Annotated in this window: 20 protein-coding genes and 1 pseudogene; 10 read left to right on the top strand and 11 right to left on the bottom strand. The window is 41.2% G+C overall.

All coding sequences use genetic code 11. The features are described 5' to 3' along the window. Positions 1 to 39: 39 nt before the first annotated feature. From HWQ38_RS05040 to HWQ38_RS05010, 7 genes are all read left to right on the top strand, one after another. Complete coding sequence (locus tag HWQ38_RS05040) at positions 40 to 1200, top strand: glycosyltransferase family 4 protein (protein WP_292790625.1); 1161 nt, start codon at positions 40 to 42, stop codon at positions 1198 to 1200. 207 nt (positions 1201 to 1407) lie between these two features. Next, positions 1408 to 2400, top strand: a complete 993-nt coding sequence (locus HWQ38_RS05035) for a glycosyltransferase family 2 protein (RefSeq protein ID WP_292790622.1) — start codon at positions 1408 to 1410, stop codon at positions 2398 to 2400. Positions 2401 to 2590: 190 nt separating this feature from the next. After that, complete coding sequence (locus HWQ38_RS05030) at positions 2591 to 3814, top strand: glycosyltransferase family 4 protein (protein WP_292790619.1); 1224 nt, start codon at positions 2591 to 2593, stop codon at positions 3812 to 3814. Further along, positions 3732 to 4661, top strand: a complete 930-nt coding sequence (locus HWQ38_RS05025; protein ID WP_292790616.1) for a glycosyltransferase family 2 protein — start codon at positions 3732 to 3734, stop codon at positions 4659 to 4661. Before HWQ38_RS05030 ends, HWQ38_RS05025 begins: the two co-directional genes overlap by 83 nt. A gap of 72 nt (positions 4662 to 4733) precedes the next feature. After that, positions 4734 to 6182: an O-antigen ligase domain-containing protein gene (locus HWQ38_RS05020; RefSeq protein ID WP_292790614.1), complete on the top strand. Its 1449-nt coding sequence runs from the start codon at positions 4734 to 4736 to the stop codon at positions 6180 to 6182. Between the two features lie 32 nt (positions 6183 to 6214). Next, a complete protein-coding gene (locus HWQ38_RS05015; RefSeq protein WP_292790611.1) occupies positions 6215 to 7336 on the top strand; it encodes a glycosyltransferase in 1122 nt (373 codons plus the stop codon). 129 nt (positions 7337 to 7465) lie between these two features. Beyond that, a complete protein-coding gene (locus HWQ38_RS05010) occupies positions 7466 to 9115 on the top strand; it encodes a GMC family oxidoreductase (protein ID WP_292790609.1) in 1650 nt (549 codons plus the stop codon). Between the two features lie 174 nt (positions 9116 to 9289). On the opposite strand, the gene HWQ38_RS05005 is transcribed toward HWQ38_RS05010, so the two are convergent. The 4 genes from HWQ38_RS05005 to HWQ38_RS04990 form a co-directional block, all read right to left on the bottom strand. Next, on the bottom strand, positions 9290 to 10300 hold the full coding sequence (locus HWQ38_RS05005; protein ID WP_292790606.1) for an SDR family oxidoreductase: 1011 nt from the start codon (positions 10298 to 10300) through the stop codon (positions 9290 to 9292). An 88-nt stretch (positions 10301 to 10388) separates the two neighbouring features. After that, entirely contained in the window at positions 10389 to 11660 is a 1272-nt protein-coding gene (locus HWQ38_RS05000; RefSeq protein WP_292790604.1) for an ATP-grasp domain-containing protein, read from the bottom strand. 790 nt (positions 11661 to 12450) lie between these two features. Beyond that, positions 12451 to 12990 carry a DOMON-like domain-containing protein gene (locus HWQ38_RS04995; RefSeq protein WP_292790601.1) on the bottom strand — a complete coding sequence of 180 codons (540 nt, stop codon included), beginning with the start codon at positions 12988 to 12990 and terminating at the stop codon, positions 12451 to 12453. Then, positions 12987 to 14147, bottom strand: a complete 1161-nt coding sequence (locus HWQ38_RS04990) for an aminoglycoside phosphotransferase family protein (RefSeq protein ID WP_292790598.1) — start codon at positions 14145 to 14147, stop codon at positions 12987 to 12989. The genes HWQ38_RS04995 and HWQ38_RS04990 overlap by 4 nt, the downstream gene beginning before the upstream one ends. A 334-nt stretch (positions 14148 to 14481) precedes the next feature. Here HWQ38_RS04990 and HWQ38_RS04985 point away from each other — a divergent pair. After that, positions 14482 to 14796 (top strand): annotated as a pseudogene (locus tag HWQ38_RS04985) (IS1634 family transposase); the annotation flags it as partial. A gap of 118 nt (positions 14797 to 14914) precedes the next feature. Here the strand turns inward: HWQ38_RS04985 and HWQ38_RS04980 are convergent. The 6 genes from HWQ38_RS04980 to HWQ38_RS04955 all read right to left on the bottom strand — a co-directional run bounded on the left by HWQ38_RS04980 (position 14915) and on the right by HWQ38_RS04955 (position 22392). After that, positions 14915 to 15856 (bottom strand): NAD(P)-dependent oxidoreductase, encoded by a 942-nt coding sequence (locus tag HWQ38_RS04980; protein WP_292790595.1) that lies wholly within the window; start codon positions 15854 to 15856, stop codon positions 14915 to 14917. A gap of 59 nt (positions 15857 to 15915) precedes the next feature. After that, positions 15916 to 16926: a Gfo/Idh/MocA family oxidoreductase gene (locus HWQ38_RS04975; RefSeq protein WP_292790591.1), complete on the bottom strand. Its 1011-nt coding sequence runs from the start codon at positions 16924 to 16926 to the stop codon at positions 15916 to 15918. Between the two features lie 5 nt (positions 16927 to 16931). Further along, positions 16932 to 18815 (bottom strand): GNAT family N-acetyltransferase, encoded by a 1884-nt coding sequence (locus tag HWQ38_RS04970; protein WP_292790588.1) that lies wholly within the window; start codon positions 18813 to 18815, stop codon positions 16932 to 16934. Next, positions 18812 to 19801, bottom strand: coding sequence for an NAD-dependent epimerase/dehydratase family protein (locus HWQ38_RS04965; RefSeq protein WP_292790585.1), 990 nt, complete (start codon positions 19799 to 19801; stop codon positions 18812 to 18814). The genes HWQ38_RS04970 and HWQ38_RS04965 overlap by 4 nt, the downstream gene beginning before the upstream one ends. Before the next feature lie 274 nt (positions 19802 to 20075). Then, positions 20076 to 21515 carry an MlaD family protein gene (locus tag HWQ38_RS04960; RefSeq protein WP_292790582.1) on the bottom strand — a complete coding sequence of 480 codons (1440 nt, stop codon included), beginning with the start codon at positions 21513 to 21515 and terminating at the stop codon, positions 20076 to 20078. Between the two features lie 94 nt (positions 21516 to 21609). After that, entirely contained in the window at positions 21610 to 22392 is a 783-nt protein-coding gene (locus HWQ38_RS04955) for an ABC transporter ATP-binding protein (RefSeq protein ID WP_292790580.1), read from the bottom strand. 706 nt (positions 22393 to 23098) lie between these two features. Here HWQ38_RS04955 and HWQ38_RS04950 point away from each other — a divergent pair. Continuing rightward, positions 23099 to 24145, top strand: a complete 1047-nt coding sequence (locus tag HWQ38_RS04950; protein ID WP_292790681.1) for a low specificity L-threonine aldolase — start codon at positions 23099 to 23101, stop codon at positions 24143 to 24145. A 640-nt stretch (positions 24146 to 24785) separates the two neighbouring features. After that, complete coding sequence (locus tag HWQ38_RS04945) at positions 24786 to 25364, top strand: NADPH-dependent FMN reductase (RefSeq protein ID WP_292790576.1); 579 nt, start codon at positions 24786 to 24788, stop codon at positions 25362 to 25364. Between the two features lie 82 nt (positions 25365 to 25446). Here HWQ38_RS04945 and HWQ38_RS04940 read toward each other — a convergent pair whose 3' ends face one another. Beyond that, positions 25447 to 25848 (bottom strand): hypothetical protein, encoded by a 402-nt coding sequence (locus HWQ38_RS04940; RefSeq protein WP_292790573.1) that lies wholly within the window; start codon positions 25846 to 25848, stop codon positions 25447 to 25449. Between the last annotated feature and the right edge of the window lie 162 nt (positions 25849 to 26010).

The raw sequence follows: 26010 nt of genomic DNA, 5'->3' as shown, positions 1-26010 counted from the left end.
CTATTGGGGAAATGCTATCGCTGAACAAGAACACAAAATATGTACCAGAAAATATTTGATAAAGACCTAATTTACCAATGCTCAAATTTTGACGTAGGTGAAGGCGGAGGTGTTGAAACTTATTTAGCTTCTCTGTTTGAACATCGACCACCTGATGTTAGCGATCGCGTGATAAAATCGCTTAAGAATGTTGACCAAAGCCAGTTAAAATTATTGCACATTCACAGCCCAGATTTACTATTGCAGCTTACAGGCGAATGTCCGACTATCTTCAGTGTTCATAATCACTCATTCTACTGTCCTAGTGGCACAAAATATTTAGCAGAGCCGCGCACAATCTGCGATCGCAACTTCTCTTACTTAGGATGTACCTGGGGTAAGTTAGTAGATAAATGTGGTAGCCGTAGACCTTTAAGAACTTTTAGAGAACTTCAAACCACTCAGAACTTTTTAGATGTCTTAAAAAAGATAAAAATTACTTTTATTGCTAATAGTGAATATGTGCGACAAGAGTTGATTAAAAATGGTGTACCCCCTGAGCAAACTGTAACGTTACACTGTGGTATATCTGTACCGCGAACAGCAGTTGCACCTCTAAGTTTAGAAGTCCACCAAAATCATAGAATTTTGTTTGCTGGACGGATTGTTTCTGATAAAGGTCTGGAATGGTTACTCAAAACCTTAATACATACAGACCCAGAAATTCAACTTGATATCGCAGGTGAAGGCTGGGAACGATCCCGTTTAGAAAAGTTAGCAAACACCCTCAGATTGAGTAACCGAATCACTTGGCATGGTTGGTGCGATCGCCATAAATTAAATAAACTTTATCAAGAGTCTTTTGCAGTCATCTTTCCCAGTGTTTGGCCTGAACCTGCCGGTCTTGTAACTCTAGAAGCATACTCTCGTTATCGACCTGTAATTGGTAGTGCAGTCGGAGGAATTCCAGAACATTTACGAGATGGTGAAACGGGGATTCTTGTTGAAAGTAATAATATCAAAAAACTGGCTGATGCCATTAATGAATTGTATAGAGATCATCAAAAAAGCCGACACATGGGCGAACAAGGTTATGCTTTATTGATGAAGGAATTTACAATGAATGCTCATGTAAAAAGTCTGCGAAAAATTTATGCAAAAACAATCGCTGAATTTCCTTGTAGAGCTAAAAAATTATATAGTATCCCTCAAGCTAAATAAGTTTAGTAGAACATTTCATTAATTCCTAGCGAATTCTCTGCGTACCTCTGCGCTTTCCTCTGCGCCACTACCCTGCGGGAAGGCGAGGCGCCTATGCGTTTAAATTTCAACCCTCAATTCGCCACAAATTTATGCAAAGTTGTGCTGAGTTTGGTCAAAACATCAAATGTTGCATTTTTTAACTATGAAATATAAAGTGAGTAAAATATGTTATTGCATCAAGAACCCCAACAACCTTTAGTCAGCGTTATTATCCCCACATATAATCGACCAGAGTATCTCAAGCAAGCGATCGCTAGTGCTATAAAACAAACTTATCAAAATATTGAAATTATTATTTCTGATAATTGTAGTTCAGAAAATCCCCAAGCACTTGTCGTATCTTTTGGTGATTCACGCATCCGATTTTGGCGACATCAGCAAAATGTGGGTATGTTAGCTAATCAGCAACACGCCTTCAAAATGGCACGAGGTAAATATCTTGCTAGTCTCCATGATGATGATATCTGGAATGAAGACTTTTTAGCAAAGCTTGTACCACTTCTCGAAGCCAATTCTGAGTTAATTCTCGCTTTTTGTGACCAATATATTATAGATGCAGATGGCATAATTAAGGATGCTGGGACTGAAGAAAATACACGTGGTTACAAGCGAGATAAACTAACACCAGGAATTCATAAACCTTTCTATAAAATTGGGTTAATAGATAAAAGTATACCGACTGCGGCAGCTTGTGTGATTCGCAATATTTTTGTGAATTGGGATAGTATTCCCTCAGAAGTTGGCGGTATGTGGGATTTATATTTAACCTATATTTGCTGTATATCTGGTTATGGTGCTTACTACTATCCAGAAAGATTGACGCGATATCGTGCCCATGATCAAACTGATACTATGCTCAGTGGTAGTCGAGATGTGCAAGCAAAAATCCGCAAAGCTAAAAGCGAAATATTTTGTTATCAAGTCTTTATGGAAGACGCTCGGTTACAGGAATTTAGGACGTATTTTCAACAGAAATGGTTGGAAGCTAATACAACTTTGGGAATTGGTTTGCTACGAAGTCAACAGATGGCAGCTGCACGTCCTTATTTTTGGCAGGCATTGAAAAAACAAAAGTTTACTCTGCGAACTATTGCGGCACTTAGTCTTAGTTTTGCACCCCGATTTTTAGCCAGTAAGTTAATGAAAATATCAGAATAATATAACAGTATTGTTTGAGTTGTAGAAAGTAATTTTTTTAACTAACCGCAGAGACGCAGAGAAGCCAGTGCGTTGCGGGGGTTCTCCCCGTTGTAGCAACTGGCGCGACACAGAGAGAATAAGAAGAAGATTATTTTTAATTCTTACTTTCCGCCTTTGCCTGAGATTTTATTATTAAGGGACGTAGTGTATGAAAATTTGTATTGTTACCCATAAAATCAAAAAAGGTGATGGTCAGGGGCGAGTAAACTACGAAGTTGCTCAAGAAGCAATTCGTCGTGGTCATCATCTGACATTATTGGCTAGTGAAGTCGCACCAGAACTAGAAGATAATAGCCAAGTTGATTGGGTTAAAATTCCAGTCAAAGGCTATCCCACAGAATTTGTTCGTAATTTCATATTTGCCCAAAAAAGTGCAGATTGGTTACGTCAAAATCGTTCTGGCATTGATTTAGTTAAAATCAATGGAGCAATTAATCTGGCTGCGGCTGATGTGAATGCTGTACATTTTGTCCACAGTTCATGGTTGCGATCGCCTGTTCATATTTCCCGCAACCGGCACGATTTGTATGGTTTCTACCAATGGTTGTTTACGGCTTTTAATGCCCGTTGGGAAAAACAGGCTTTCCAAAAAGCGCAGGTTGTTATAGCTGTATCCGAAAAGGTAGCTCAGGAATTAGTCAACATTGGTGTACCGCGTTCTCGGATTCGCGTAATTGTCAATGGCGTAGACTTAGAAGAGTTTACCCCTGGTGAAAGCTCCGGCGTAGCCCGGTGTAGGCATCGCCAAAAATTAGGTTTACCAGAGAACGTTACCCTAGCACTGTTCGCCGGAGACATCCGCACACCGAGAAAGAATTTAGATACAGTGTTGCACGCCTTGGTGAAAGTTCCCGATTTACATTTGGCGGTGGTGGGTCATATCGAAGGTAGCCCCTTTCCCCAACTGGCAGCATCATTAGGGTTAAGTGAACGCGTGCATTTTGTCGGATATCGACGTGATATCGCCGAAATTATGCGCTCAGTAGATTTATTTGTTTTTCCTTCCCGATACGAAGCTTGCACCCTCGTATTGTTAGAAGCACTTTCTTCAGGACTGCCAGTAATTACTGCCACAGCTACCGGAGGTGCAGAGTTAGTGACACCAGAATGTGGCATCGTCTTACCTGACTCAGATGATATCGATGCTTTAGCTCTGGCGTTGATATCTTTGGTGAGTGTAGACGCCCTGATGCAACAGATGGGTCAAGTTGCTCGCTCTGTGGCAGAACAATATAGCTGGACTACGATGGCACAAACTTATGTGGATCTATTTGAGGAGTTAAGCAAGAATGCGGAACACCGTTCTCATACCGACTTATCGCCGTCCACAAGACCTCTCACGCTGCCTTTTGGCGCTACAGGAGCAAATTAAACCTGTTGATCAGGTGATAGTGGTTGTCCGCGATACAGATGTAGAAACTTGGCAATTTCTCGCCCAATTCAACCTAGACAAACTGCCACTGCATACTGTGAAAGTGACACAACCGGGGGTAGTAGCAGCCCTCAACGCCGGACTAGCAGCAGTGGAGGGCGATATTGTTTCTATTACTGATGATGATGCTGCACCCCACCCGGATTGGTTAGAGCGCATCGCCGCTTACTTTACCTGTGATAGTCGTCTCGGCGGTCTGGGAGGACGTGATTGGATACACCACGGCAGCAAATTAGAAGACGAATCCCGTTTAGTAGTTGGACAGTTGCAGTGGTTTGGGCGAGTGATTGGCAACCATCATCTGGGAGTAGGAGAACCTCGTGAAGTCGATGTTCTCAAAGGCGTAAATATGAGTTTTCGTACCCAAGCAATCGGGCAATTAGGCTTTGATAAGCGGATGCGTGGTGCAGGAGCGCAAGTACACTTTGAAATGGCATTTACTCTGGCATTAAAGCGGGCTGGTTGGAAGATAATTTATGATCCTAACGTTGCTGTAGATCACTATCCGGCACAACGTTTTGATGAAGATCAGCGAAATAACTTTAATGAAATTGCCTTTATTAATTTAGTCCATAATGAAACCTTAGTTTTATTAGAGCATCTGCCATTTATCCGCCGAATTGTATTTTTGTTCTGGGCAGTATTCGTGGGTACATGCGATAGTTTGGGTTTAGTACAATGGCTGAGATTTTTACCTAGCCAAGGGCAGTTGGCTGGGAAGAAGTTATTAGCATCCTGGCGTGGGCGTTGGCAAGGATATAAACAATTCGTAATTCGTAATTCGTAATTAAAGACCGACTCTTTAATCTTGAATTCCTGTCAAGCCGCCAAATTTATTTATATGTACATCTAAAATTGAATGAATTCTAAGCAGATACTTTTCAATAGTTTTTTACAAGAAAGCTATTCTCCTGAAGAGCGATCGCTACAGGGTTGGATGGCGATCGCAGGCTTTGTATCACTGACTGTAGTTTGCTATTTTGCTGGTGCTACTGCCGCATTGCGCCTAATTTTCCCAGTAACAGCTTTAGCAGTAGCCGTATTTTTATACTTGCGGCATCCCATTCTCTACATCAGCTTTACTTGGTGGATCTGGTTTCTCACACCTTTAGCTACCCGCTTAGTTGACTATCGGGTGGGCTGGGACCCTAGCCGTCAAATGCTCATAGCACCCTACTTAGTGGTGTTTGTCACCATAGCAACATTCTTCCGACACTTTCCCAGCGCCGCTCGTCAAGGGGGCTTGCCGTTTGTTTTGGCTTTTATCGGAGTGTTCTATGGCTTTCTAATCGGTCTAATTTATAATCCACCTATCCCTGTAGCACGCGGATTGATGGATTGGCTCAGTCCGATCATTTTCGCTTTTCACTTATTTATAAACTGGCGAGATTATCCCAGCTATCGCCAGAACTTTCAGCGAACATTCCTTTGGTGTGTGTTGATTTTAGGAACTTATGGCGTATATCAATTTGTGGTGGCTCCTGAGTGGGATAGGTACTGGCTTATACAATCAAAACTATTCATGAGTTCAGGAAACCCTGTGCCTTTCGGAATGCGCGTCTGGAGTACATTGCACTCAGTTGGCCCCTTTGGTTCTGTCATGCAGGCTGGGTTGCTGTTGTTATTTACCAGTTCGGGAAACTTAATTTTTCCGGCTTCAGCTGTTGGTTACTTATCCTTTCTATTAACACAAGCACGTACTAATTGGGGAGGCTGGGTATTTGGAATAATTATGATTATGGGTTCAGTCAGAGCCCAGATTCAAATGCGCTTAATTATCATAATTTTGGTGATGGCAATTTGTGTTGTCCCATTGACAACTATCGAGCCAATTTCTGGGGTTTTAGCAGCCCGATTGGAAACTTTTTCTAATCTTCAAGAAGATGGCAGCTTTAAAGATAGATCGGGAAGTTATGACAAAAATCTTGGTTTAGCCCTTTCTAATGGTTTAGGTAACGGCTTAGGAAATATCTGGAAAGTCAACGAAAAAACTGGTCAAATTGAAGTGGTGGTGATTGATAGTGGCATTTTAGATATGTTTTTCACCCTTGGTTGGTTTGGAGCTATCTTTTATATGGGTGGATTAATCTTGTTGATTATTAGTGTTAGCAGCTATGGTGAAGGTCGTTTTGATAGTTTTGTTAGTGCTGCCCGCGCCATTGGCATCAGTTCTTCTGCACAGTTAGTTATTGGTAGTGGGATGTTGAGTGTAGCAGGGATGATTCTTTGGGGGTTTTTAGCTATGGCTATGGCAGGACATAAATACTATAGCAATCCTCAGATTGCCTACAAGAAGTCCGAGTTCTGATTATTACAAATTAAATAGGATAGTTAGAGATTATGAAAGTAATTATTGTAATGCCACTAGCCGAGCAACGAGGTGGTGGTGAAATGATGCTTTGGGATTTGGTGCAACAGGGACGTAATGCCGGTGTTGAGTGGCTGGTGATATTTTTAGAAGACGGCCCGATGGTAGAACAAGTAAAGTCCCTCGGTATTGATGCGCGAGTTGTGGAAAGTGGACGTTTACGCCAAATCCACCGTTTTATTGGCGCTGTTTTTCGGATAGCTGCGATCGCCCGCCGCGAACGTGCAGATATAATTGTCAATTGGATGTGGATCACGCATATATCTGGAGGTTTGGCGGCAATGCTGGCGGGGTTGCCTGCTGTGTGGTATCAACTAGAAGTACCTAGTGATCAGACTTGGTTGGTGCGAATCGCAACTTTAATCCCAGCCCGCGCAATTATTACCCTCTCACAAGATGGCAAGCAAGCACAGGCAGAAATTTGGCCTCACAGACCAACACCTTTGGTTTATCCTGGTGTTGCACTAGACCGATTTGAGCCTGATGCTTTACCAACTCCAGAAGAAGCACGGCGGAAGTTAGGCTTACCTTTACACGGGCCGTTGATTGGAATTGTTGGGCGATTGCAACGATGGAAAGGAATGCACGTATTGGTGCAAGCAATGCCGAAAATTTTACAGAAGTATCCCGATGCTCATTGTGTGGTAGTTGGCGGTAAACACGATTTGGAACCGGATTATGAGGACTTCTTAAAAGCGGAAATTGCCGCCTTGGGCTTGAAAGAGCAAGTAATTATGGCTGGGCTACAGCGTAATGTCCCGGAGTGGGTGCAGGCGATGGATGTATTTGTTCATGCCTCAAATAAAGAACCGTTTGGGATTGTGATTATTGAGGCAATGGCGCTGGGTAAAGCTGTAATTGCTGGCAGTGCAGGCGGCCCGACAGAGATTATTACCGATGGCATGAATGGGCTATTAACACCTTACGGCGATGCGGATAAATTAGCGATCGCAATTCTCCGCTATCTTGACGAGCAAGAATTTGCCCAGAGTGCGGGAATAGCTGCCAGGCAACGCGCCCTCGATTTCTCAACGCAGAATTATGCCCAAAATTTTATTAGTGCAATTCGTTCTGCGATACCAAGCGTTTCATAGGCTGAATGAAACGGTAAACTTCTTGCCAAAGTCAATTTTATGAAAATAAAACCACAGATTTACATCGATTAATTATCTATGTGCATCTGTGGTTAAAAATAATAAATTAGATTGAAAGGAATTAAATTAATGTTGATTGATAGCCAGACATTGCCACTAGATGAAGTTATTAATACCGAAGTTTGTATAGTTGGTGCTGGCCCAGCCGGAATTACACTTGCACGAGAATTAATTGGGCAAGACTTTCGAGTTTGCTTACTAGAAAGTGGTGACTTGGAATTTAATCAAGAGACTGCATCTCTTGGTCAGGGTGAAACTGTTGGAGATCCTTTTCCACCGCTTCAAGATATGCGTCATCGTCAATTTGGTGGACTGGCTAATGTCTGGAATATTGAAATCAATAAAAATCAACTTGGTCTCAGGCATGTACCGTTAGACGAAATAGATTTTGAAAAACGAGATTGGGTGCCATACAGTGGCTGGCCTTTTAAGAAATCTCACCTGAATCCATTTTATGAACGCGCTCAAGCAGTCTGTAAACTCGGTTCTTTTGCTTATGAAGCCGAGGCTTGGGAAACTGCTCAATCTCCTCGGACACATTTCACAAGTGACCGAGTTACTACCAGTATGTTTCAGTTTGGCCCACGCGATATTTTCACCAATGAATATCGCCACCAAATTAATCAATCTCCTAATATCACCACATTCCTCAATGCCAATGTGGTAGAAATTGAAGTAGATGAAACAGCCCAGACAGTGAAACGTGTACAAGTAGCTTGTTTATCAGGTAATAAATTTTCGGTTGTTGCAAAAATATTTATTTTAGCCACAGGTGGTATTGAAAATGCACGTTTATTGTTGCTATCAAACCGAATTCAAAAGAATGGATTAGGCAATCAAGATGATTTAGTGGGTAGGTTCTTTATGGATCATCCTTTTATCCGTTGTGGTATGCTTGTTCCGCAAAATCGCAAAATCTTTAATTCGATGGCTTTGTATGACTTATATCGGGTGAATAATGTCACAGTGATGGGAAAATTTGCCCTGACGGAAGAAGTTATGCGCCGCGAAAAATTACTAAATATGACCGCGTTGTTATATCCCAGAGATGAAAGGTTTAGATCGGCAGCAAAGGCTTCTGCAAAAATTTTGTTCTCTTCAATTCGACAAGGGCAGTTACCTAAGAATATTTTTCAACATTTGCAAAATGTAATTACGAATATTGATGATTTAGTAGCTGATTGGTATAAGTATAATATCAAAAAAGAATATTTGTTCCCTGATTTGAGTCATGGAGGATGGTCTAACCATGAAGGTAATGAACAGAAATATACAAAGTTTGAAGTTCTCAGCCAAACTGAACAAACCCCAAATCCAGATAATCGGGTGACACTCAGTAATCAACTAGATAAACTTGGTTGTCCTCAAGCAAAATTAACTAATCATTGGAGCGAAATAGATATTTGCAGTGTGAAGCGATCGCAGCTAGTATTTGCAGAAGAGTTTGCTAGTGCAGGTCTGGGTCAGTTGCAGATTGAATTGGATGGAGATCGTCCAGTTGCTTCTCTTAGTACCCATCATAATATGGGAACAACACGTATGCATGATGACCCAAAACAAGGCGTAGTAGACGCAAATTGTCAAGTTCACGGCATCTCTAATTTATTCATCACAGGTAGCTCTGTTTTCCCTACAGGAGGTTATGCTAATCCGACGCTGACCATTGTCGCCTTAGCAATTCGATTGGCAGACCATGTGAAAGTTGAATTGTCTCACTAAGTACAACTTTGCATAAAATCGCCACGGTTTTAAACGTAGCGATCGCCTGAAAATGTCTTTAATTTCGAATTTTGTTAGCGCAGCGTTAGCGAGTCCGCGATAGCGTTCGCGTAGCGTCTCGTAGAGAAGCGGTAGCGAGTCATCGAGCGTCGCGTCATTTTGAATTTTGAATTGTTAACCTTCTTTTTTGAAAGCTTGAGCTGCTAGGAATGCTAATGCTAATGTAGCAGCGATCGCACCCCACTGGAGAAGCGGATTTTTTTCTAGCCAGTCGGAAACGCTAGGTACAACTAAGTTACCATAATCTCCGTTAACTCTGTCGTCTTCAGCAACAGGTTGGTAAAAATTATTTGGTGCATCTTCAGACTTCGGTTCAGAAGTCCGCTGTAAATCTAAGCCGACGAGCAGTAACAGTGAATCTACTAATGATGGTGAGAGGCGCTGTAACACATCTAATATTTTCGCTACATCCCCAACCAAGTAGTCACGAGTTGGATGTTCGGCTGCATAGAGGATAGCATCAGCTACAAGTTTAGGGTCGTAGTAAGGTGGTATCCCGGTAGGTTTTACGCCTAATTTCGTCAGACCATTGTTCCAGAAAGGGGTGTTGATCACTGCTGGCTTCACACTCGTAACGCTGATCGGCCATTTTTCATATTGCAACTCAACGCGCATTGCTTCGATAAAGCCCTCAACCCCGTGCTTGGCTGCTGAGTAAGCACTTTGGTAGGGGAGCGATCGCCTACCTTCCATTGAAGAGACGTGAATCAGTGCCCCCCGTCCTTCACGCTTCAGATGGGGCAAGGCCGCCATTGCACCATACACTTGTCCCAAAAAATTGACATCAATGACATGCTTAAACTCTTCCGGTGTTGTGTTATCGAAAGTGGCAAAGATGCCGATAGCGGCGACATGTACCCATGTATCGAGTCGCCCGTACACTTCCACAGTTTTATCGGCGATCGCCTTAACTTGCTCAAATACTTCCACATCAGCTACGTAAAAAGTTGCCTCACCGCCAAAGCCGCGAATCTCCTCCACTAAAGACTTTAGCTTCGATTCACTCCGAGCCGAGACTACTACTTTTGCCCCGCGTCTAGCAAACTCAAGAGCTGTGATCCGTCCGATACCACTGGAGGCTCCAACCACCGAAACGACCTGCTGATTGATTGGTTTTAATTGCATAAATGTTACTCCTTAAAAGAAATTAGGGATTGGGAATTGGCTACTAGGGGTTGGAGATTAAAACAATTCTTTCCAACAGTGGTGCTGTTTAAGGGAGCCATTGTAATCCCTTATTTTGTAATTTCTCCTCGATCTGCTGCATTTCTTGGATAGTTTCTCCAGTCACGATCGCATAAATTTCCGTGTAGATTTTTCCGTATTTGACCTTCTCTAAAGCCGACAGAATCATCAAGTCCTTGCGATCTAGTTCTGGTTTTAAGGTCACTAAAATTGCATCCAATGTTCCTTCCATGCGGTAGTTACTAGAATATTTAGCTACTTCCTTTCCCAGTCCCAGTAAGGTATGGCGCTGCAAGCACAACGGAGTTGATCCATTGACTCGGAAATTAGCATCGATCGCATACAATTGTCCGTCTCGATCTTCCAGCACATCAAAGCCAATCACGCCGAAATAACCCTGTTTGTGAGCATACTGGCCAACGTTGGAAATCATCTCAAAGAACTTGCTCATGTCAGTGTTCCGGTAGTCAATCAGTCCGCCTAAATAGTTGCCTTCTGGAGTGACGAGTTGGGTGGTAGTGCCGATGAGGGTTATCTCTCCTAGTTTGTTGCCATAGAACTGTACGCAGTAATTCTGTACTTCATTCTTGACGAACTCCGAAACAATAATCGTATCGAGCAACTTAATATCAAGATATTTCCTAATTTCTTGAAGGCAGTAGTTCAAATCGCTAGGACTTTTGATGATATAAGTGCCTTCTCCTGAGAGTCCGTGGGACGTTTTAATTAAATATGGAAATTGTGGTAATTGAATGTCTTCGAGATTGACTTGGTGCAGATTATAGCTCTCGTATTTCGGACATTGCACCCCCAATTCGGCTAGTGCTACTTTGCTGAGTAAGCGGTAATGAGTGTCTGGATCAACAGCGTGTTTTTCTCTTTTGAGGTGATCAAAGGGAAATAGAGTGATGAGTTTGTCAAAGCGTTCGCTGTGGCTGAGATCATCCAGATAAGTCAAGCGATCCATCATCGACCTATTGGAGTAGCTGAAGCCGAAATGCTCTTGCCAGTATGCAAGCAGCGACTTTGGCGGCGGTATAATCACAATTCCGGGAATGCGATCGCCTAACACAGCCAGAATTTTCCAAGGTTCCTTTTGGCAAATCTTGTCAAAGGAGGTTTTGGTGGCTTCACTACTGCCATCTTGAATAAAATATTTTTTCAGGTTGGGATAAGCAGCCCAACTGGCAGTTGCAGGGTAATTTAGGATAAACCCATAAGATGCATCTGTGATATCTTGAGTAAACAGATCAGAAAGAGAACTCCCTTGAAAGTATTGAAAGTTATATTTTGAGTTCATTTAGCCCTCCGAGAAACCGCATCCCCCTATGGATGCTGTTGTTGTTTGATTTGACTAGTTTTCTATCCCCTAAATATTGCCATAATTTTTTACATAAAACTAACAGTTGATAATTTGCTTTTTAGCTATCTATCTTATATTTTGCTCTCTGAGATTTTAATTAACTCTATCAAACGAAATATAATTAGTTTATTTATTCTCCGAAAATAACATTGCTCCTAAATTATTGTTCATATCTAGAAGTTATGAAGCAACAAGCATGAAGGTGTAGATGTGTAAATATCGCTATGGTTGAGATATTTAACCTAATTTTTTCTGCCTGCTAGTGCGATCGCACTTCTAAAATATTCAAGCGGCGATTATAAACAGGTATAATTCTTATTTGGAGTACCTCAACACGATTTTGGAGTACCTCAACACGATTTTCAAGTACTTCAACACGATTTTCAAGTACTTCAACATGACTTTCAAGTACTTCAACATGACTTTCAAGTACTTGAACACGATTTTGGAGTACTTGAACATGACTTCGAGGTATCTGTTGCTTATATATAGGACTAGTATTTGATTTTTAAAATGCACCTAGTGGACCATCTAGGCTAAAATAGTGGATTAGACGTAGGTTGGGTGGAGCGGAGCGCAACCCAACTGATTATCAGGATGTTGGGTTACGCAAAGCCTCCACCCAACCTACTTTTTGCAACTTTCAAGCACTTCAACATGACTTCGAGGTATCTGTTGCTTATATAGCAGTCCTAAATTATTCGTGAGAATTTGAGAAAGATATAACTCACAACTCAATAATAAAACTATCTCGCAAATGAAAGTCAGCCTCCCCACCTCGATGAGTTAACGCCCAGTAAGTCACCTCACCATTTCTGTGTTTAATAACCGTAGTAATGCCAACTTCAATGACTTGTTCTGCTGAGACGATTTTATCCAAATCGACATTCAACACAAGTGCTAAATTGTCGGCTTGATTCTGAACATTAAATGGAAGTGTTGTAAAGGCTTTTTCCTCTTGCATTCCTTGACGGTAGCTATCAAAGTGGTAGACATTCCAGTGTCCGGCGGGGGAGAGGTTAAACTCCCAATACCGTAGAAAATCTTTGATGCCAACGAAGAACTCAAAGCAACTGTCTTTCCACAATTCATGCTTGCGTGAGCCTGTATTTGATGGTGCAGCTATTGTAATTTCTTTTAAATCGCCTTCAAGCATATAGCGAATGAAAAGTTTATTACCATTTCGAGCAATATTACCTGCAATTTTCAAATTAGGCAGGGATTTTGTCGAAGGGAAGGGTTGCAGGGAAAATGTCTGCTCGTTCATTTCATATCTTTAATAATATTACGAATCTGCATTTCTTGAAATTCAATACTTTCAGTAAGCTTAAACTGGACGATCGCTCTTACCAAATTATGTTCTGAGTGCTTAACTTTAAAGTAGATATTCCCTGCTAAATAATCAGCAAAAAATCTCAGTCCTAATTCAAAGCTGATCAGACGGATAGCATCGTATATATAGGCATAGTCATTCTCAGTCAGAAATGCCTTTGCTACCGAGAGATAACCTTTTAGAATTCCCTGACACAAATCAGTATCGAAATAAATACTTTCCCAATTCTCGGTTTCTTCTCCAGCCGGATTGCAACCCGATCGCAGGCAATCACCAATATCATAATGTACCAGACCGGGTTTAACAGTGTCCAGGTCTATGACGCTGACAGCTTGCTGGGTAACAGTGTCAAACATCACGTTATTGATTTTTGGATCGCCGTGCATCAAACGCAGAGGTAGTTTGCCTTCAGCTTTGGCATTTTCTAGGATATATGCAAATATTTGGCGATCGCTAACAAACTGTAAACAATAATTAACTTCAGCAGATTGACGCGCCCTAGTTTTCGCCAAGACTTCCTCGTAATGCTGGAGATAAAGCGGTGTAATATGGAACCCTTGAAGGGTGTCGGCGAGTTTTTCTGATGGCAAATCGCTGATCAGATTGTGGAACATCCCCAAGGCATAACCGATTTCTTTCGCCTGGGTGCGATCGCGCATCCTATCGAAAGACTGGGAACCTTCAATAAAGCTAATCGCCCGCCAAAAGCAGCCGTCTACATCTCTCCAGTGGTCTTGAGCATCCTTGGTTAATAGTACGCGTGGTACTTCCCAGCGACGACTCAGGGGTGTGTGCTGTAACCGTTTATGAACATGCTCAGTGAAGGTACGCATATTCTGCATAATCAGTTGTGGCTGACGAAATACCTGCGTGTTGATGCGTTGCAGGACAAAATTTTGTTCTTCTGAGGAATCTAGAGTTACTAAGAATGTGTCATTGATATTACCACTTCCAAATGCTTTAACGTCTGTAACCTTTCCCCATTCGGCGAATTGGTTAGCGATGGCTGCGCCCGCCGTTCGCAAAGCGTCTCGAAGAGAAGGCATCGCAACTAGATTTTCTGCGCCCTGTGTATTGAATTCTTCTGTCATGTTTGTGTTTGACCTCCTCACGTATATTGCACAAAGGCAATAGGGGATATCCTAGCGCAAGTGTCAAGATAATTCATAATTTATAATTCGTAAATAAATATCACCTAACTGATTATGATAAATGTAATTTTTGAACACGGTTATAAATTTTTACCAGAAATTACGGTATGAATGGTATTTAGAATAACTAGGATTTCTATCAAGTTCGCTTAAAATTTGCTCATAATCAGGAGTTATACTGTTTGACAATTATAATACAAATACCTTGGTAGGGGCACGGCATTGCCCATTGGTGTCAACTTAAGCAAAAAGGAACCATAGGATGTAATCTAATGCCGATAGTATTTTTCTCAAAAGCCCTGAGAGAATAGAGTCGTTAGGAATGATTATGGGTTTATGTCTGCTGGTCTATACGTTGGCTCAACGTCAAATCAGAGCCGCACTCAGAGAGTCTAAATCAACGATTAAAAATCAGTTAGGTAAACCAACTGACCGTCCCACTCTACGTTGGATATTTTAACGCTTCCAGTGTATTCATTTAGTTGAATTTAACAACAAAAAACACATCTCTAATTGGACTCAAGATAGAGATTTTATCCTGAATATTTTACCAGATGATTGTCTTCGTTATTATCAATTCATCACGTAATTCTTATCTCTATTAATTTAATATAGACGTTAACATGAGCTAATCGTTTTGATTCATATCTCTAATTTACGACGGCCAGTGTTGTAGGTCGCAATGACGACGCTGATCAAAGGATTGGTCATATGCCGACAAGTCCTGACATTCCTGTGATCATGGCGCGGATACCCTCCTCAAAAGATCTACGAGGTCTCCAAGTAAAATGCTCAAAGGTCTTACTTATGTTAGCTACCCAAGGATAAGCATCATGTGCAGGAGCAGAAAAAACCCCCCAGTTAGTTTCCGAAGAAGAAGCAGTAAGAGCGAGAATGGTGTTGACCACTTCGCCAAGATTGGTCTGTTTACCCGTTCCAGCATTAAAGACACCTCCAGCAAGTTCTTTAGCTCTAAAAGCAGCTTCTAAGTAAAGCTCAACAAGATCGTCAATATAAATCCAATCACGGGCAATTTCTGGGCGAGAGAGAGATAATGGAGTATTAACTAAAGCACTGGAGATGACCTTAGGAATTAGTCGTCTTGGGTTGTCATTGGCCCCATAAGTAGAGAAGAGGCGTAAGGTAGTAATGGGACTACTATCTTTGGTAGCCATAGCTTGAGCATAGAGGGTCGCTGCTAATTGGGTAATCCCATGTAAAGTATTAGGGTAACAAGGATCAGCTTCAGATAAGGGCAGATCACTGGTAGTGTACTCAAAAGAATCGCCTGTTGTAACAAGTCCCCGATATTCTATGGTTTGAGATGCTTTAATTAGATTAACGGTTCCCAGTAGGTTTGTTTTAATCAGTTCTGCGTCTGCCCCTGAAGAACCAGCTACAACTGTAGATGAAGCTAAATGGAAGATATAGTCTGGTTGAATATTTGTCATAATCTCCCTAAGTTGTTCTGCTTCTTCTAAACTAGCTATATGCCTAGTAATTTGGGGTAACAGTTCTTCAATGCGCCAAAAATTAGAACTATGCCGACATAGGATATGAACAATAAATCCCTCTTTAACGAGTCTACGCACTAAATGTGACCCGATGAACCCAGTTGCTCCAGTAACAATTACCTTTTCTGTTCTCATAAACTTGGGTTTTTCCTAGTTAAGCAAAAAATCTCTTGGGCACCACAAAGGAAGGACTGCTACAATTCTATCAGTTTGCCTTGTTCTTTCATTGACTTAGTAGCTGCTTCAAGTATGCGAATTACTCGTAAGCCATTTCGACCATCAGTTAAGGGGCATTTGTTGAGTTTAATACAGTCAATAAAGTGTGATATTTCCCTATATAAAGGTTCGATAAGATCCAATTGAGGTATCCAGATATTTCCTGTGCGATAGTCTACCAGAGGCTGATAGATGTTTTTAGTGTTTTTGACAAGAGTAATTCCTTTGTCATAAACTTTGACTTTTCCACTAGTTTCCAAATCATCATAAACAATCATCTTTAATTCCCCACCAATTATTGTTTGCCTAGTCTTCACTGGTGCCAGCCAATTAACGTGGATGTGAGCAATTAAATTACTATCGAAGAACAATGTCAAATAACCTATATTTTCAGGCATTCCCTGAATATGACTCATGCCAACGGCTGAAACTGCTATCGGCTGTGATGATAAAACAAAGTCCATAATCGCCAGATCATGTACTGCCAAATCCCAAATTACATTTACATCATATTGAAACAGTCCCAGATTGACACGTACTGAATCATAGTAATAAATATTAGCTAGTTCCTTGTTATTTATTAATTCTTGAATCTTACGGACAGCACTTGAGTAGATGAAAGTGTGATCTACCATTAAGATAAGTTGACGACGATTAGCTTCTTCAATAAGTCTTTGAGCTTGTTCAGATGTTGCTGTGAGGGGTTTGGAAACAAGAACGTGTTTGCCAGTTTGTAATGCTTTTAAAGTCAAATAAAAGTGAGTTGAGACTGGTGTAGCAATTGCGATCGCATCGATTTTGGGGTTTTTAAATAGATCTTGACTGTTCCTAGTTACCTCAATATTAGGATATTGAACTTTGGTCCTTAGTTGGGAAGGTTGGAGATCGCAAATTGCTACAACTGTTATGTCTGACATCTGGAGAAAATTACGTACCATTTTAGAACCCCAGTAGCCATAGCCAATGACACCGATATTAATTGCATCCATTCTGATTATGAGAAAAACCTGTAAAGTAGAGCACCAGCTTGCATAGCAATTTCATCGGGAACATTAGGACTAGTAAGAAGGCTTGTCAGATCGCTCAGAAGTTGAGGTAGTGGGTTGTTATCATTAGACTGGAAATCCGTTGGAGTCCAGCGTAAAAATCGCAGGTGCCGTTCTTCTACACCAAAATTACGCTTGAAACGGATTAGTCCTGGTTGGTCATCATCACTCGGTCCTAGATCAAGTATCCGGCAACCGAGAGATTGCCCAAGCAACATTCCAGCCCAAATCAGTAGGTTATTAGGACGAAATTGTAAGGCATTCATCTCTGAAGCATTGAACTTATAGTAGAGAGTGTCACCCCAACGTAGGTAAATGGTTGCGGCAATAAGCTGTCCGTCGAGAAAGGCACCAAGCGGATGCCAGCCATCGACCTCGCTGAAACGCTGCGCGAGCGCTTCAAAAAACGAAGATGGTTGCGCTAACAGACGGAACTTCTGCTTGCGGAGGGCTACGTGCAAACGAAGAAATCCTTCCCAACCTTCAGCACCCACCAGGGGTCGTACTTCTATGCCAGCCCTTTGAGCAATACGGATCGCACGTTGATTGGAACTCGTCATTCTAGACCAAAGAAGTTCTTGTGACTCCTCAATTGACAGATGATGCCACCGTTTAGACCTTGTAACTTTAAAACTTTCTTCATCTGTGGTCAGAGAATCCTTTAGGAATCGTAATTCTAAGGAAACTTCGTGGGATTGTAACTTATTTAGTAGTACTTTCCAAACATCGGACGAAGAAACGAGAGGGTCACAGACATCAGTAAAAGGTAAGGCAATGATCCGATGTGCAATCAGATCATCGATCTCACAAAACGGAATACCACCTAAAACTGCATCTGAGGTATCAGTTACAACATAGGCGCGTATGACAAAGCCATAAGCATCAGCTAATGCACGAAACCAAGGTGGAGAGTGGAAGATTCCTGCTTCTGGGTGTGCAAGCAAGCTGTGCCAAGCTGGATCTTCTGTTGGGTCGATACACTTGACTTTTAATGATGCTGTTGTCGGTGTGGTATTCTTCCTGTTGATCAGATAATGCTCTGCTATTTGACTGATCACTGATTTATGCAGGGGAACAAAATAATCTTTATGTACTCCTCTAGTCCATTTGACAGGAGCCAGTGAATTAGCTAGACGAATATCACTAGAAAAGCGTGTACATTGACTCCTATTAACACCTGCTCCATGCACTAAAGAAAGTCCAAAAATCAAGACTTGACCAACTTTGAGCGAAATTGATTCAGCTTGTTCTAATAGATGTGGTTCAAGTAGCCTAGGGGCGTAGGCCCAGCCTAGTTGATGTTGAGAAGAACCTATAGTCACATCTGGACTGACTTGTTGTATATAGGGATATTCTGAGTCTGGTGCTAAGTGTGAACTGGTAATAACCTTCAGGGCAGCTTCAGCCTCCATATTGGTGAAAGGAATCAATATGGAGATTTCGTAAGGACTAGCACCATAATAGGTATCTCGATGTAGGGGAACAGCATCTGCTTCTTGTCCAGGTCGCACTACACGCAAATAGGGATAACGTTGAATGACCAGATCTGGACCTATTAACTGCTGAAAGAGATTCAGGTTAGCAGTGATAATTTTTTGCCCGAGTTCTGCTTGCCAATAAGATGATGATAAATTGTGGAGGATTTCTAGATGTTGTTGCCGATCATCCACTAATAGATGATATTGTTCCAGCCCACTCAAATCAGGTAAAGCTTGCTCTCGAAGCCAACTGAGCAGTTGTTTTTGAACTTGAAAAACAGAGGTAGGATCTGGTAAGTCCACCACTAACCAACCATTTTTAGCTAGGCTCTCCTCTAAATTATTTCTGGTCATGGTTTCAAGAGCGAGGTAGTTTGTTGAGAACGCCACCAACTCACTAGTCTTTTTAGTCCTTCTTCCAGACTTACTTCTGCTTGGAAACCAAGTTTTTCCTTAGCATAACTGGTATCTGCTAGTCTTCGCTGCATGGCAGTCAATTGACGTTCAGGACCATACTCTATAGGTAAATTGGATTCCATTGTTGCTAGTAAGACCGTTGCCAGTTTTTTTAAACTGGTCTCAATCCCGCTAGCTACATTAAAAACTTCCCCTACCTCCTTGGTTTTGGCTGCTAGGATAAAAGCGCGTGCGACATCTTCGACAAAAATGAAGTCCATTGACTGTTCACCATCTCCAAATATAATCGGTGCTAGACCCTTATTAATTCGTTCTATCCATCTTATTAAGACCTCTGTATAGGCTCCATGTATATCCATGCGTGGTCCATAAACATTAAATGGCCGTAGTGCTACATATTTTAGTTTATACATACTGTTAAAAGATTTGAGTAGTCCTTCGTTAAAGACTTTAGTCGCTCCATAAAGTGTGGTGTTATTGTATGGGTGATGCTTTTCTGATGTTGGAAAATAATCGGCCATACCATAAATAGAAGCAGATGAGGCAGCGACCACTCTTTTTACGCCAGCAGCTACTGCCGCTTCTAAAATGTTAAATGTGCCATCAGCCATCACTTGCAAGGCTAAACGTGGCTCCTCGGCGCATTGGGTGAGACGTATGGCTGCCAGATGAAAAACTATATGTATACCATTGATGACCTTGGCTATTTGATCAGGTTCTCGAACATCTCTTTCAACTATTGTTATTTTTGTCCCAGTGGTAGCTTGTGGAAGATTCTCACGCCGACCACGACTGAAGTTATCAAAAATGATAATTTCTTTAACTTCTTCTAAGACAAGAAGATCCGCTATGTGAGAACCTATTAGTCCTGCTCCTCCTGTTAGTAGTATTTTTGTTCCTTGAAGGGTCTTTATGTTGGTCATAAGGATGCATATCTTCCTGTTTCTGAATTGCACAACAAAGCAGTCTCATTATTCTACATGAGACTGCTTTATTCTTTCTTTTTTTGGTTCTTCCGCTACTTTTATGGAGAATTAATAGTAAAGTGCCAGTTTAAGAGACTGCGTAATCGGAAATTGATGTCTGCTGGTCTATACGTTGGCTCAACGTCAAATCAGAGCCCAGACATCGACACGGACTTTGCCCAAGTATGGCGCTTGGTACTTGTCGGTCTTGTGGTGGGTTAAGCTGCATTCCCTATTTCCCCGTCTCCAGTTGCTCCCGTTGCTTACCATATTCCCGCAGCTGCTTCAAGAGGTCTTCTTGGGATGAATTCGGGATAGACTCACTGGGGGTTGGTTGAACATTGGTATCGGCAGTTTCAAAATTAGCAGGTGAGGGATTAATTGTATAGACGGGTAAAGATTTGTCATGAAACACCGCCTTTTGGGTTGGTGCTGGCGTAGGAATTAGATTATTTGGTTTGCTCACAGCAGCTTTTACCGAATCGAGAGTACTAGCAACTTGTACTTGTTGCTGCATCTGTTGGGTAGAAGATACTAAATGACTTAGACCATTCACCAATTGCAGCAGATTTTTGCGGAAAGTCGGATCACCTGTCAATTCATCCAAATCAGATGTAATTTTTTGAGTATTTTCAAACGTTACTCGTGCTGAATCTAAAGTTTGTTGCAGCAGCACCACATTCTTTGGATCATTTAAGGTTTTAGAAGCATCGCGTAAATTAGCTGAAGCTTGGGCTGCATTTGTTGAAAGAGTTTCTAAATTGTTGAGTAATTGTCCTTGAGTCAATCGATTGATAGATGGTGATAAGCTACTGACTGTAACGCGCAGTTGGTTGCTAGTTTCGGTGATATTGTTCAAAGCACCAACCAGCGCCGAACGATTTGTTGTCAACAGATTATCCAGGTTGTTCAGCAAACGATTTGCTTGAGTTGCAGTTGCACCGAATTTATCTATAGTTTGAGTCGCAGATGCATTAAGTTGGTTTGTCGCCCGTTGGACTGAATTAGCCGTAGCTGAAAATGTATTCAGTTGTTCTCGCAAGCTTTTGGTCAAACCTCGGAGATCGTGACTTAGCTCACTAAAACTGGATGCTGCGACTGTAGTTGCTTCCAGAACCCCATTCACATTTCTATAAAATTTTGGGTCATTATATGCAGTGGCTAGGTCAGTTGAACTGCGAATTAGTTCATCAACACTGATGCCAACCTGACCTTTTAACCGAGAGCCATTACAGACTATGAGACTAGAATTACAATTTTTATCTAGGGGTTTAGCAAGCACAAGCCCACCAGGTAAAGTTGCTTTTGGTGTGATGTCGATAATACTTTCGCTAATTAATCCGCTTTGATTAGCTTCCACCAATACATTCCGGGGGATAATTAGGTCAGTTTTGGCAATTTCAATCTCTACATCAATAGCATTTGGCCCTGGTCGAACCTGGGAAATAGTTCCTACCTTAAAGCCACGATAGCGCACTGCTGCTCCCTTTTGCATTCCGCCAGCGTTAGCAAATTCTACAATCGCTTTGTATGAACGCCCAGCAGCAGTAAATCTATTTAACCAGAGAAAGAGTAATCCAAATACCCCAAGTCCTAGCAGGAGTAACAACCCCACAGAGCCTTCTCTAAATGTTCGCCCAGACGCGAAGCTGCTTGTCATAAGACCTCGCATTTTTTTACCACTACCAACAACTAACAAGGAGTTATGAGTTATGAGTCGAATTTAACTCCTCACTCCTCATTCTTAACTCCTCACTTTTAAGTTTCTAGCCCCCGACTTGAATCGGTCCTTCCACACTTCCACTGATAAATTGTCTGATCAACGGATTTTCTGTGTTGTGTATTTCACTAACTGTACCCTGCCACTGCACTTTACCTTCATAGAGAAATATAAGTCTATCAGCTGTACGGCGGGCAGTGCTGGCTTGGTGGGTAACAACGGCATAGGTACTACAAGTTTCATGTGAACTTTGCAAATAACGGATTAAATCTTCGATTACTGTTGAGGCAATGGGATCAAGTCCGGCTGTCGGTTCATCGTATAGTAGAACTTCTGCGCCTTCTGTGGGGCTATCGGGGTTAGACATAATCGCACGGGCAAAACTTACCCGCTTTCGCATTCCCCCCGAAAGTTCGGCTGGATAGAGGTCGCCTATTCCTGGTAAACCTACCATCTGCAATTTTTCTTTTACCAAATCTCGGATGCGCGATCGCGGTAGCTTTGAATTTTGATAAAGTAAAAATCCCACATTCTCCTCCACCGTCAGCGAATCAAATAGCGCCGCCTGCTGAAACACCATGCCAATGCCAACCTGCTGGACACCATCCTCAATCAAACCGTCTCGCCGCACTCCTTGCACATAAATTTCTCCTTCATCGGGACTAAGTAACCCCGCCATTACCCGTAAAATTGTTGATTTACCAGTCCCTGATGGGCCAATAATCCCCAGTGCTTCTCCCCGGTAAATGGTCAAGTCTACATTATCTAGAACTTTATGGCTACCAAAAGACTTAGAAACACCTTTCAATTCAATCAATGATTCAGTCATTAGTTATTAATCATTAGTCATTGGTGAGCCAGTGCCTTGGGCGGGTTCCCCAATTTATACCCCTACAAGAGTGATGTCATAGTTATTGTACTGGTAGGGCATTGTCTGGTACATTATAAGTATATGATTAGCAAACTTTATTTTTTTAGCATAATATTTAGTTTTTTGCGATGTTTAACGTCCCAAAATCCCCTCAACCCAAAGCTGACGAAGACACCGTAGTAATTTAACGTCTCAGTAACGAGAAACTAAAACTCTAATTTTCTGTGGACATCAGCAAGGTTATATAATAGTATAAATATACTATTATTGCTATAACTACTCAGAGAAAAGCTACGACAATGAAAACTAATTAACAGGTTGATGCAATATCTAGCAATTATATTTTTGATTTGTGAAAATCAAAATTTTGAGATTCCCGAACTTGATATAAGTCGGGAATATTGTTGTTTATGAATGATTAAATAGAGCTATAGAAACATTTATAGGACTTACGCAAAACTACACGCCCTCCGGGGCAATACCCTGCGGTCAGCTAAAGCTACATGAATTGCCCCTACCTAAAAATCAGGGTTTTAGCTATTGTTTGCGTAAGTCCTGATTTAGTTTACTACCATCCAAAATTCTTGTAATTAGGAGAGTTGGCAAGTGGCAAAATTATTCACTAATATTGTAAAAATTATTGAGAGAAATCAACCTAGAGATGATGAATAGTAACTCAGAGCAGTTTGCAAGTGATAATTCCTCTGGTATTTGTCCCGAAGCGCTGGAATATATGATTAGGGCAAATCAAGGTAGTGTTCCAGCCTATGGAAATGATCAATGGACTCAAAAAGCCACAGATTATTTTCGGAAACTCTTTGAAATTGATTGTGAAGTATTTTTTACCTTTAACGGTACAGCCGCAAATTCTTTATCTTTAGCTGCCCTTTGTCAGTCATATCACAGCGTCATTTGTCATGAGACATCTCACATAGAAACAGATGAATGTGGTGCACCTGAATTTGCATCTAATGGTTCTAAACTGTTACTTGCTCAAGGTAAAAATGGCAAGTTAACATCAGAGGCGATAGAGTCAATTGTCACTAAACGTACTGACATTCATTATCCCAAATCTAAAGTTATTAGCGTCACACAATCAACGGAATTAGGAACTTTATATTCTATTGAAGAACTTCTAGAAATTAAAGAAGTTGCGAAAAAGTATAACTTAAAGATTCACATGGATGGCGCTCGGTTTGCAAATGCAGTTGCCGCGATGAATAAAAGCCCTGCTGAAATTACTTGGAAAACTGGAGTGGATGTATTGTGCTTTTGTGGTACAAAAAATGGAATGGCATTAGGTGAAGCCATTCTTTTCTTCAACAAAGAACTAGCAGAGGATTTTGATTATCGATGTAAGCAAGCAGGTCAGCTAGCCTCAAAAATGCGATTTATTTCTGCTCCCTGGTTGGGTTTATTGGAAACTGGTGCTTGGCTAAAAAATGCCAGACATGCAAATCAATGTGCTGAATACTTAGAAAATCAACTATTAAACATAGAAGGTGTTGACTTAATGTTTCCTAGAGAAGCCAACGCCGTATTTGTAAAACTACCACAAGAAGTCATTCACGCCTTAAAAGCAAACAATTGGCAGTTTTATACATTTATTGGTGTGGGAGGAGTACGTTTTATGTGTTCTTGGAACACAACAAAATCAAGGATTGATGAATTGATTGGTGATATTAAAAACGCAACTATTGACAAAGATTAAAGTATGATAAACCTAAAATAGTGAAACAAGTAATTAATTCACGTCAGTCCTTAGTCTAACCTTACATATGGCGTAATGTCATCAACTGGTAGTAGCCCCTGATCCACGTCAGGAAAATTTTCTGTAATATCTTCCAAAGTGACAAGTAGTGATACCGTTTCACTTTAATAATCATACAAATACGTTGGTAGGGACACAGCAATGTTCCCGACGATAAATCTATATGTATCAGGGTTTGTGTGAATTGATATCAAAGGAGAAAACTAAAAGGCTGCACTAGTTTGATAGAAAGATTTTACTAGAGACATCTGTTATTTGCATACAACAAAATTCTGAAATTTTACTTAACTAAATGTAAAATTAGACAACAATTTAATAGGTAGAAATAAGCGGTATCATAACATTGCAGCGATAGCGATAGAAACCCCATTAATACCAAGCTGTGGAACCATCCAGCAAAGCTAGGTGCGTTATGAGAAAATATTCCTCTTGGTGGAGTTTAGGTCAACCGCAAGATGTTGCGTCCTTAGTGGCGTTTCTGGCATCTTCTAATGGTGACTACATTACATACAAGTAGCACTTTCTTTGTGGATGGTGGGCTACTTTGGAATTATCAGGAGCAGTAGCGAGAAAAAAAACTATGTCAGATTCATCCTTATTTATTCCAGTGATTCTTGGCACTCCCCGTCAAGGCCGCCAAAGTGAATACGTTGCTAAATTTATTGTGGAGCAGGTTGCAGCAGACGATCGCCTAGAAACGGAACTAATCGATATTAGAAATATTGCGATCGCTACAGATGATGCCGGAGAATCACTCAAAGACCCTCAATTTTCTGCAACTATTGAGCGAGCAGATGGATTAATTATCGTTACACCAGAGTATAATCACGGTTATCCAGGTTTGCTCAAACACGTCCTTGATACCTGCCTCAAAGAATACATTCATAAAGCCGTTGGACTATGTGGCGTTTCAGCAGGCAGCTTTGGTGGCACAAGGGTAATCCAAAACCTCTTACCTGTGATGCGGGAGTTGGGGCTAATAACTATTTTTTATGACCTCAACTTTAGCAACGTTCAGAAACTATTTGATGAGTCGGGCAATTTAATTGACAAACCAACCTACATTCGCCGCATGGAAAGGTTTATGGACGAGTTAGTTTGGATGTCAAGTGTTCTGAAATATGGGCGGCGAGAAGTCAGCCTAGAGAAGAAAGATTAACATCCATGCTAATAAACCCTGCCCGGATGGGTGCTGATGCGATGGATACGGTTCTGAAAGTTAGTGAGAACGCCCAGAATGGTCAAGTGGAAGCCACCCCAGTTAGGACAGTTTTGATGTAAAAACGCTTAAATGCTCTAGCTGCTTCTGGAATTAGCTCAATGTACCAATACCCATTTATCTCATCTCTAAACCAACTAATTATTGCAAGTGCGGGTTTTCCAAATTCCTCATCTTTTACTCCAAAGAATCTGTAGAACTTTTTACCTAATTTCCCAATTTGACCAGAAGAGTCACCATCATATCCCGCAGCTTCAGATAACTCCCAAGTACGTAATCGGCGATTGTCCTTCATAAAATAACAATGCTGATACAACTTATTCAAGATTGCTTTGTGTCCCGGAGTCAATCCCTCATAAATTGAGTAGAATGCCTCTAGATATTTTTCCTCTGAAGGAATACAACGTTCAACATCTTTCAACACTCTATTCTTCTCCTTTTGATTTGCCAAAATGTTAAAATTCGGTGGTAATGAGTGAATATTATCTGAGTCTAATAGCACTCAGTTGTCTTTAGACAACTGAAAAAAAGTTGGTTCTTCAGTACTTGCTATGCTTAACTAATAGTTGATATACCAATTTAACAA

The organism is Nostoc sp. NMS7 (assembly GCF_017115085.1).
Lineage (GTDB): Bacteria > Cyanobacteriota > Cyanobacteriia > Cyanobacteriales > Nostocaceae > Nostoc.
The sequence above is the reverse complement of the archived record's forward strand: the minus strand, read 5'-3'. Positions and strand labels throughout refer to the sequence as shown.

Bases quoted from the DNA above. Each gene is read 5' to 3' on its own strand.
- HWQ38_RS05040 (WP_292790625.1), top strand. From the start codon at position 40: ATGTACCAGAAAATATTTGATAAAGACCTAATTTACCAATGCTCAAAT.
- HWQ38_RS05035 (WP_292790622.1), top strand. From the start codon at position 1,408: ATGTTATTGCATCAAGAACCCCAACAACCTTTAGTCAGCGTTATTATC.
- HWQ38_RS05030 (WP_292790619.1), top strand. From the start codon at position 2,591: ATGAAAATTTGTATTGTTACCCATAAAATCAAAAAAGGTGATGGTCAG.
- HWQ38_RS05025 (WP_292790616.1), top strand. From the start codon at position 3,732: ATGCGGAACACCGTTCTCATACCGACTTATCGCCGTCCACAAGACCTC.
- HWQ38_RS05020 (WP_292790614.1), top strand. From the start codon at position 4,734: ATGAATTCTAAGCAGATACTTTTCAATAGTTTTTTACAAGAAAGCTAT.
- HWQ38_RS05015 (WP_292790611.1), top strand. From the start codon at position 6,215: ATGAAAGTAATTATTGTAATGCCACTAGCCGAGCAACGAGGTGGTGGT.
- HWQ38_RS05010 (WP_292790609.1), top strand. From the start codon at position 7,466: ATGTTGATTGATAGCCAGACATTGCCACTAGATGAAGTTATTAATACC.
- HWQ38_RS05005 (WP_292790606.1), bottom strand. From the start codon at position 10,300: ATGCAATTAAAACCAATCAATCAGCAGGTCGTTTCGGTGGTTGGAGCC.
- HWQ38_RS05000 (WP_292790604.1), bottom strand. From the start codon at position 11,660: ATGAACTCAAAATATAACTTTCAATACTTTCAAGGGAGTTCTCTTTCT.
- HWQ38_RS04995 (WP_292790601.1), bottom strand. From the start codon at position 12,990: ATGAACGAGCAGACATTTTCCCTGCAACCCTTCCCTTCGACAAAATCC.
- HWQ38_RS04990 (WP_292790598.1), bottom strand. From the start codon at position 14,147: ATGACAGAAGAATTCAATACACAGGGCGCAGAAAATCTAGTTGCGATG.
- HWQ38_RS04980 (WP_292790595.1), bottom strand. From the start codon at position 15,856: ATGAGAACAGAAAAGGTAATTGTTACTGGAGCAACTGGGTTCATCGGG.
- HWQ38_RS04975 (WP_292790591.1), bottom strand. From the start codon at position 16,926: ATGGATGCAATTAATATCGGTGTCATTGGCTATGGCTACTGGGGTTCT.
- HWQ38_RS04970 (WP_292790588.1), bottom strand. From the start codon at position 18,815: ATGACCAGAAATAATTTAGAGGAGAGCCTAGCTAAAAATGGTTGGTTA.
- HWQ38_RS04965 (WP_292790585.1), bottom strand. From the start codon at position 19,801: ATGACCAACATAAAGACCCTTCAAGGAACAAAAATACTACTAACAGGA.
- HWQ38_RS04960 (WP_292790582.1), bottom strand. From the start codon at position 21,515: ATGCGAGGTCTTATGACAAGCAGCTTCGCGTCTGGGCGAACATTTAGA.
- HWQ38_RS04955 (WP_292790580.1), bottom strand. From the start codon at position 22,392: ATGACTGAATCATTGATTGAATTGAAAGGTGTTTCTAAGTCTTTTGGT.
- HWQ38_RS04950 (WP_292790681.1), top strand. From the start codon at position 23,099: ATGAATAGTAACTCAGAGCAGTTTGCAAGTGATAATTCCTCTGGTATT.
- HWQ38_RS04945 (WP_292790576.1), top strand. From the start codon at position 24,786: ATGTCAGATTCATCCTTATTTATTCCAGTGATTCTTGGCACTCCCCGT.